4 protein-coding genes are annotated in these 7,907 nt (G+C 72.0%); 1 reads left to right on the top strand and 3 read right to left on the bottom strand.

All coding sequences use genetic code 11. The features are described from left to right. The 3 genes from QM624_RS03965 to QM624_RS03955 all read right to left on the bottom strand — a co-directional run. Positions 1-2,105, bottom strand: a 2,105-nt coding sequence (locus QM624_RS03965; protein ID WP_415088953.1) for a UvrD-helicase domain-containing protein, incomplete at its 3' end; no start/stop codon positions are given. Continuing rightward, positions 2,102-5,200 (bottom strand): exodeoxyribonuclease V subunit gamma, encoded by a 3,099-nt coding sequence (locus QM624_RS03960; RefSeq protein WP_415088951.1) that lies wholly within the window; start codon positions 5,198-5,200, stop codon positions 2,102-2,104. The genes QM624_RS03960 and QM624_RS03965, both read right to left, overlap by 4 nt. 47 nt (positions 5,201-5,247) lie before the next feature. Continuing rightward, positions 5,248-5,517, bottom strand: a complete 270-nt coding sequence (locus QM624_RS03955; RefSeq protein ID WP_415088949.1) for a hypothetical protein — start codon at positions 5,515-5,517, stop codon at positions 5,248-5,250. Between the two features lie 225 nt (positions 5,518-5,742). Here QM624_RS03955 and QM624_RS03950 point away from each other — a divergent pair, with 225 nt between their 5' ends. Beyond that, positions 5,743-7,806 carry an ATP-dependent DNA helicase UvrD2 gene (locus QM624_RS03950; protein WP_415088947.1) on the top strand — a complete coding sequence of 688 codons (2,064 nt, stop codon included), beginning with the start codon at positions 5,743-5,745 and terminating at the stop codon, positions 7,804-7,806. The last annotated feature ends 101 nt before the right edge of the window (positions 7,807-7,907 follow it).

Here is a 7,907-nt window from a genome sequence, read left to right as displayed (position 1 = left end):
GCCGGCGCTGCCGGCAGCCGCTCGCGGTCCCGGTAGAGCACCCGCTGCAGCGCGGAGCGGGGGGTGTGCGGGGTGCGCGCCCACCAGGCGATCACCTGGGAGCGGGCCCGGGTGAACGCGACGTACAGCAGCCGCAACGCCTCCTCGGCGTCCTCGGTCTGGCTGCGTCGCCAGCGCTGATTCCGGCCGGAGGCGTCCCGGCCGCCCAGGTCGAGCACGGCGCGTCCGCCCTCATGCAGCAGCAGGCCGCGACCGTCGTCGTCGCCGCCCGGGCTGGTCCACAGGTCGGGCAGCAGCACGATCGGGTACTGCAGCCCCTTCGCACCGTGCACGGTCTTCACCTGGACCGCCTCGGCATCGGTCTCCAGCCGCCGGGTGCGTTCGTCGTCGACGGTTTTCGTCCGCTCGTTCTGCAGCCACTCAGCCAGCCAGGCCGCGCTGGGGCGGGTGTGCCCGGACGCCTCGTGCAGCACCTCGGCGAGATGCCGGAAGTCGGTCATCATGCGTTCGCCGTCGGGCCGGGACAGCACCCGCTCGATGAACGTGGTCTCGGCACTGATCGAGGCGAACAGGGCGGCCACCCCGGCCCGGTTCAGGGTGCGCTCCCATTGCCGCAGCATCGCCGTCCAGTCGGCGAGTTGTCCGTCGTCGGCGCTCGCCAGGTCGCCCAGGGTGAGTCCGAAGAAGGCGCTGATCAGCGCGTGGCGCACCTCGTTGCGGCGCTGCGAGGCGAGCGCCTGCAGCAGCACCAGCCAGTCGTCGGCGGCCGGCGAGCCGTAGATGCTGTCTGAGCCGCTCAACGCGACCGGGACGCCGGCGGCGCGCAGGGCGGCCGCGATCCGGGCGGCACCTCTGTTGGTGCGGACCAGGATCGCGATGTCGCCCGGTTGCACCGCGCGCCAACCGCCGCCGTCGGCAAGCTCCTGGTGGTCGAGGAGGCGGCGCACCTGCGTCACCAGGTCGGCCCGGATGCGTTCGTGCCCCTGCCAGGGCCGGATCTCCTCATCCAGCGTGCGCAACACGACGGGGGCGATCGCGCCGCCCGTCGTGCGGACGCCGCACCCGGGTCGATGCGCCGTCACCGGATGCACCTCGATCGACTCACCCAGCTGGAGGCCCTCGAACAGCTCACCGAGACCCTGCACCAGGGCGGCGTCGCTGCGGTGGTTCACCCCCAGCGAGAAACGATCGGCAGCGGTGGCCACCGCCGTGGTGTACGCGGCGATGTCGGCGCCCCGGAAGGTGTAGATGGCCTGCTTCGGATCGCCGATCAGCACCATTCGGCGATGGCCGTCGAAGAGGCGCTGCAGAATCTCCCACTGCACCGGGTCGGTGTCCTGGAACTCGTCGACCAGGACGGCGTCGAAGCGGCTGCGGAGCCGTTCGCAGCTGGTTTCGCCGGTCTTCTCGTCGGCCAGGGTGTCCCGCAGCCGCACCAGCTGGTCGTCGAAGGTGAGCACGCCGAGCTGCCGGCGTCGCTCGGCGGCAACCTTCCGGACGCGTTGCGCAAAGCCGACCCGTTCGGCGACCACCCCGCCGGCGTCGGTCGGCACGATCGGCCGCAGCACATGCGACACCGCGTCGCCGGCCAGGCTCATCGCACCACGGACCTGCACCCCGTTGCGCTTCTCGTCGGCGAGCGGGAACGGTGGCTGCCGGGAGTCGAATGCGTACCGGTTCAGGTAGAGGTCGTGGGCCACCTCGCGCACCAACGGACCCAGATCGGGGACGACCCCTCCGGACGGGTCGGCCGAGGCCAGGATGCCGAGCTGGGCGTACATGGCGGCGCAGAACTCGTGGATCGTCATCACCCGGGCACCGTCGAAGGTGGCGAGCGCGGCGGACAGCCGCTCCCGCGGTTCCCCCGGCTCGAGTTCGGCCAGGGTCTCCAGCAGGTGGCTACGGATCCTGGCCCGCAGCTCGCGGGTGGCGTTGCGTCCGAAAGTCACCATCAGCAGCCGGTCGAGGGTGGTCGCCCCCTCGGCCAGCAGCCGGACGGCGAGCGTCGCCACCGCGTGGGTCTTGCCGGTGCCGGCGGACGCCTCCAGCACGGTGGTGCCCTCGGGCAGCGGAGCCTCGGGATCGAATTCGGCGTATCCGTTCATCGCACCGGCACCGCCTCGTAGTTGGCGATCGGCTCCCAGATCAGCCGGGCGGCGGCATTGGCAAGCACCGACTCGGCGGGTTGGTCGAGATCGTCGGCGGCGGTCGGCACCGCCAGCAGATCCTCGGCCTCGGGATAGAACTGTTGCCATTGCGGGTTGCGGTCGTCGCGGTAGGCGAACTGCAGATCGCGCAGATCGGCGAACGGATCCTTGCCGTCGGCCAGCATGGTGGCCAGCTTGGCGCCGAACCGCAACGGCAACGGCAGCGGGGCGTCCAGGCCGAGGCGATAGAGCCGCACCCAGCGACAGAGCAACTGATGGGCGGACGCCGGGTCGGGGCCGCGCCACACTCGCCGGCCGCCGCGTCCGACCAGCATGGCCTGCCACGGCCCGTCGGCGGACGCGGAGAGGGCCAGCAACTGCAGCCAGAGCCCCACCGAGCGGGATTCCGAGGGCCGCGAAAAGGTGGCCTGCAGCACCAGATCACGCTGGCTGGCCACCCGGCCGGTGAGCCGGACCGGGCCGCAGTCCACCGCGATGTCGTGGTGCCGGACCGGTGCACCGGCAGCCTCCGGAAGCGATTCGACGATCGGCCGCAGCTGGCCGGCCACCCCGTCGAGCACCCGGGTGCCGAGCGCGCCCGGCGGCACCGCTCCGCGCAGCCATTCGGCGCGCACCGCCTCATCGAGCGACCGCCCCGACCGGATCAGTCCCAGCAGCCGTTCGCCGACCTTCCAGCGGTCGATGAAGCCGAGCTCGATCGGAATCTCGTCGGACACCGGGTCGGCCTGCCAGTAACTCAGCCCGCAGCGTTCCCGCAGGAAGTGCCGGACCGGATCGCGGACGAAGGAAACCAGATCGTCCAGGCCGAGTTCGGTGAGCGGCGCGGCGGGCGGGATCGGCCGGCCCGGATCGGGCAGTCGGCGCGGACCGGTGACCGCGAGGGCACCCCGCAGGCCGGCCGGGTCGTAGCTGCGCGGCCGGTCACCGGCGAACAGGGTCGGACTGAACGGCTGCAGCGGGTGCGGCTGTTCGGCGACGCCCGCCTGCCGCACCAGGTCGATCAGGTCGGCCAGCGCCGCCGGCGGCGGGATCTCTTCGTTGGTCTGCGCCGAGCGTGCCTGATGCACCACGACCACGGCGTCGCCGGCGGCCATGATCGCCTCGGCCAGCGCCTGGCGGTCCTCGGCGGGCGGATCGGGCTCGCCGGCGCGTGGCGTGCGCAGCATCAGGTTGTCGCCGTCGCGCTCAGCGGCGCGCGGGAACACCCCGTCGTCCAGCCCCAGCAGGCAGACCACCCGGTAGGGGACGCCGCGCAGCGACCGCAACGAGCACACGGTGAGCGACCCGTTGCCGAAGCTGGAGCGGGCGGTGCCGCGCTCGAACTCGTCGCTGACCAGGTCGATGATCTCGATCAGGCTGAGCGGCTCGTCACCGGCACCACGTTCGGCCAGGTCGGCGATGCGCATCAGCGCGTCGGTGCGTTGCCAGCTGTCGTCGCCCTCGACCAGGGCGAACGCGTCCAGGGCCCACTGCAGCCGGGTGACCCATTCCCGCAGCGGTGCGGGGGCGTCACACTCGGTGGCCAGCCGGGAAAGCCTGCTGATCAGCTCGGACGCGCCACCCACCGCGGCCAGGTCGCCGTCCTCGACGTCGTCGAGCGGCAACACCGTGCCGACCACCGGCAGTTCATGTTCACCCAGCGCGACGCCGAGCAGCATGCGTTGCAGGCCGGCCGCCCAGGTGTTCTGCGGCACGTGGTCGAGGCCGTAGCGGGCGCGGTGGGGCGCCGACAGTCCCCACCGCACGCCAGACTCGCCGGCCAGCCGCGCCAGCCGTTCCACGGCGTCGGAGTCGAGGCCGAACCGGGCGGCCACCGCAGGCCGGGTGCAGAAGTCGATGACGTCGGCGGCGCCGGCCCGCGAGGCGACCAGGGTCAGGGTCTGCACCAGCACCCGCACCAGCGGATTCACCTCGGCCGAGCTGCGGTCGGCCAGTTGCACCCGGAAGTCATTGGCGGGGTGCCGTCCGGGCACACCGGTGGGTAACCGGAAGGCGGCCTGGACCAGGGGTGCGGCCGCGGTGAGGTTCGCGCAGCCGACGATGATGTGCCGCGGCTCCAACGTCGGGTCGGCGGCCAGCAGGGCGGTGATCGCATCGCGCAGGATCTCCACCTGGCGTTCCAGGCCGTGCCCGCCGTGCAGCTGCACCGAGCCGTCCGGAGGCGGCGGGGCGACGGTTTCTCCGCGTAGCGTGCGCTGCAGCCAGCCGAGCGTTCCGCCGCCTCCGGACGCCGCCGGCAGGTCGTGGACGGTGGCGCGCTGCACCAAGCCGGTCTGGGCGTTCCGTTCGAACCCGGTCAACCGGGCCGCCGGGCCGACCGGGCTGCCGGCGGCGGAGGTCTGCCGCAGCGACACATGCACCTCGTGGTGGGTGGCGAGCACGTCGAGCAGGTCGAGCCACCACGGGGACGGCGGATCGGGCTGGACGAACGACCAGGACGGCGGCAGCGCCGGGCTCGGCTCGCTGCGCAGCCGGGCTCGCAGGCCGGCACTCACCGCCAGTGGGCTGGATTCGGCGGCCGCCAGCCGCCACAGCACCGGCTGCCAGGCGTCGAAACCCAGGTCGGCACCGCTTTCGTCGAGGTTCTCACCGGCCTCCCAGCGGGCCACCATCGCCGGACGCCAGTGCAGGTAGCGCTGGAACAACCCGGCGACCCGATACGCCACCGGGTAGGCGTTGCGCGAACCGGCCAGATGCCGACGCAGCTGCGCCAGCCGCGGTTCGTCGGGGTTTTCGGCCAGCACCCGCAAGAGCCGCCAGGCCAGCTGCCGAGGCTGCCAGAACCGGACCGGATCGCCCAGTTCGTGCAACAGCCGGCCGGGGCTGACGAACCTGATGCCCGCGCAGATGCCCTCGCCGGGCCGTCCGAGCCGATGGGCGAGCTCATTGGTGAGCCAGCGGCGCAGATGCGCGTGCGGGGTCACCACCAGGTCGAGGGCGAACGGGTCGGCGCGCGGGCCACCCAAACGGGACGCCAGTTCGGCGGCCAGCGTGGGGGCGTCGTCGCTGCGGTGAAGAAACAGTCCGGTCATGCTGGGCAACACCCTAGGGGGCGGCTCCGACAGTTTCCGTTGGCAGCTCAGCGAGCCCGCAATGCGTCGATCAGCAGGACGCCGAAACCGACCACGACGACTCCCGATCCGAACGCAGCGTTGCCGGTCTGGACCAGGATCAGAATGCCGGCGACCACCAGCGCGACGCCGATCAGACCGATCAGCGACACGCGAATGCCGCCCGGACCACGCCAAGTCGTTCCGCGCTTCTTCGGAGCCACGGGCTCGTCCGGAGATTCCGGCGTCCGCCGGAATGACGTGGGCTGGGTCTGGTCGGCGTTCGGCGGTTGGTTCATGGATCTCCCGGGCGGTCGGTTGTGCCGAATGCTATTCGTGGAGGGCACGGGTCTCGACAAGCTCGACCAACGGGTGGTCTGGATCGCGCTGGGAAGCTGAGCAAGGCAGCCACCGTTGGTTGAACTTGTCGAAACCTCTCGTGCCGGCGTGCGTACGTTCAGCCCCGACAAGCCCGACCGGCGACGGTTCAACGAGTGTCACAGCCGCGTTCTACAGTGTCTGGCGTGCCCGATCCCGACGCTCTGCTGGCTGCCCTCGACCCCGAACAGCGGGCTGTGGCGACCACCTTCGGCGTGCCGGTCGCGGTGATCGCGGGTGCGGGGACGGGCAAGACCAGAGCCATCACCCACCGGATCGCCTACGGCTGCGCGACGGGTGCCTACGACCCGCATGGGGTGCTGGCGGTCACCTTCACCACCCGGGCCGCCGGTGAACTGCGCGGACGGCTGCGCACTCTCGGCTTCCCGCGGGTGCAGGCCCGCACCTTCCACTCTGCGGCGCTGCGCCAGGCGCAGTACTTCTGGCCGGCGGCGATGGGTCATGAGCTGCCGCGGGTCAGCGACCACCGGGCCGGCATCATGGCCGAAGCAGCCGGACGGCAGCTCGGTCATCGCGCCGAATCCGGCACCCTGCGCGATCTGCTCACCGAGATCAGCTGGGCCAAGGTGAGCAACGTTCCGCCCGCCGACTACGCCGAACTCGCCGCTGCGCAGGGGCGTGAGGTGTCCGCCGTCGATGCCACCGCGGTGGGCCGGATCTACGCCCGCTACGAGCAGCTGAAGAGCGACCGCGGGGTGATCGACTTCGACGACGTGCTGCTCTGCACGGTGGCGCTGCTCTCCGACCACGACGACGTCCGGGCCCAGGTGCGCCGCACCTACCGCCACTTGGTCGTCGACGAGTACCAGGACGTCAGCCCGCTGCAGCAGAAGCTGCTCGAACTGTGGCAGACCGAGCGGCCCGACCTGTGTGTGGTGGGGGACGCCGCCCAGACCATCCATTCCTTCGCCGGCGCCCGATCGAGCTATCTGACCCGGTTCGCGATCCACCACCCCGAGGCGGAGATCATCCGGCTGGTGCGCGACTACCGGTCCACCACCCAGGTGGTCGAGCTGGCCAATCGGGTGCTGCATGCGCAAGGGCCGGGCGAGGGCGTCCGGCTGGTCGCCCAGGGCGGCGACGGGCCACAGCCCCAATTCACCCAGGCCGCCACCGAGGCCGACGAGGCGGCGCAGGTGGCGCGCTGGCTGGCCGGTCTGATCGCCGACGGAATCCCGCCATCGGAACTGGCGGTGCTGTACCGCATCCATGCCCAGTCGCCGGCCTACGAAGCGGCCCTGACCAGCGCCGGTGTGCCGTTCAGCCTGCGGGCCTCGGAAGGCTTCTTCCAGCGGCCCGAGGTGCGCAACGCGATCGTGGCGCTGAAGGGTCAGCTGGCCGCGGCGTCCGGCGATCTGGTCGCGACGGTGCGCGGTGTGCTGGCCGGCCAGGGTTGGACCGCGGAGCCGCCGTCCGGGCAGGGCCAGGCCCGCGAGCGCTGGGAGTCGCTGGCGGCGCTGCTGGTGCTCGCCGAGGAGTTCGCCGCCGAACACACCGGCGCCGGTCTGACCGAACTGCTCGCCGAGATCGACGAGCGGGCCCGGGTCGAGCATGCGCCCGCCGGCGCCGGCGTCACGCTGTCCACCCTGCATGCCGCCAAGGGCCTGGAGTGGGAAGGGGTCGCGCTGGTCGGCGTCCAGGAAGGCACGCTGCCGTTCGCGCTGGCCCAATCACCCGAGCAGGTCGCCGAGGAACGCCGACTGCTCTACGTCGGCATCACCCGGGCCAAACGGCACCTGTGGGTGTCCTGGGCGGTCTCCCGCAACGACGGGTCGATGCGCCGCAAGCCGTCCCGATTCCTGGACGGCGTCCGGCCGGCCGCAGCCCCGGCCCGTCCGGCCCGAGGCGGTGGCAAGCAGAACCGCAGCAAGCACAGCCTGACCTGCCGGGTCTGCGGCGGTCCGCTCGCCGCCGGTGCGGAACTCAAGCTCGGACGGCACGCCGACTGCCCGTCCAGCTACGACGACCGCACCTGGGAGCTGCTGCGGGAATGGCGCCGGCAAGAGGCCGAGGAGGTCGGCCTGCCGGCCTTCTGCGTCTTCACCGACGCCACCCTGATGGCCATCGCCGAGGCCCGGCCGACCGACGAGCGCGGACTGTTGGCGATCGCCGGCGTGGGCCGGTCGAAGGCGGACAAATACGCCGACGCGGTGCTCGAGATTCTGCGGGCCGGCGCGGCCGCTGGTTGAGCTTGTCGAAACCCGGACAAGCTCGATCAACGAGCGCGGCCTGGTTGAGTCAGTCCTCCCAGCCGGGCAGGAACTCGGCCAGCACCCCGCGGAACCCGGCG

Source organism: Micropruina sp., from assembly GCF_047606365.1.
GTDB lineage: Bacteria > Actinomycetota > Actinomycetes > Propionibacteriales > Propionibacteriaceae > Micropruina.
This window is presented reverse-complemented; position numbering and strand designations above follow the sequence as displayed.

Coding starts and splice junctions, on each gene's coding strand:
- QM624_RS03960 (WP_415088951.1), bottom strand. CDS start 5,200: ATGACCGGACTGTTTCTTCACCGCAGCGACGACGCCCCCACGCTGGCC.
- QM624_RS03955 (WP_415088949.1), bottom strand. CDS start 5,517: ATGAACCAACCGCCGAACGCCGACCAGACCCAGCCCACGTCATTCCGG.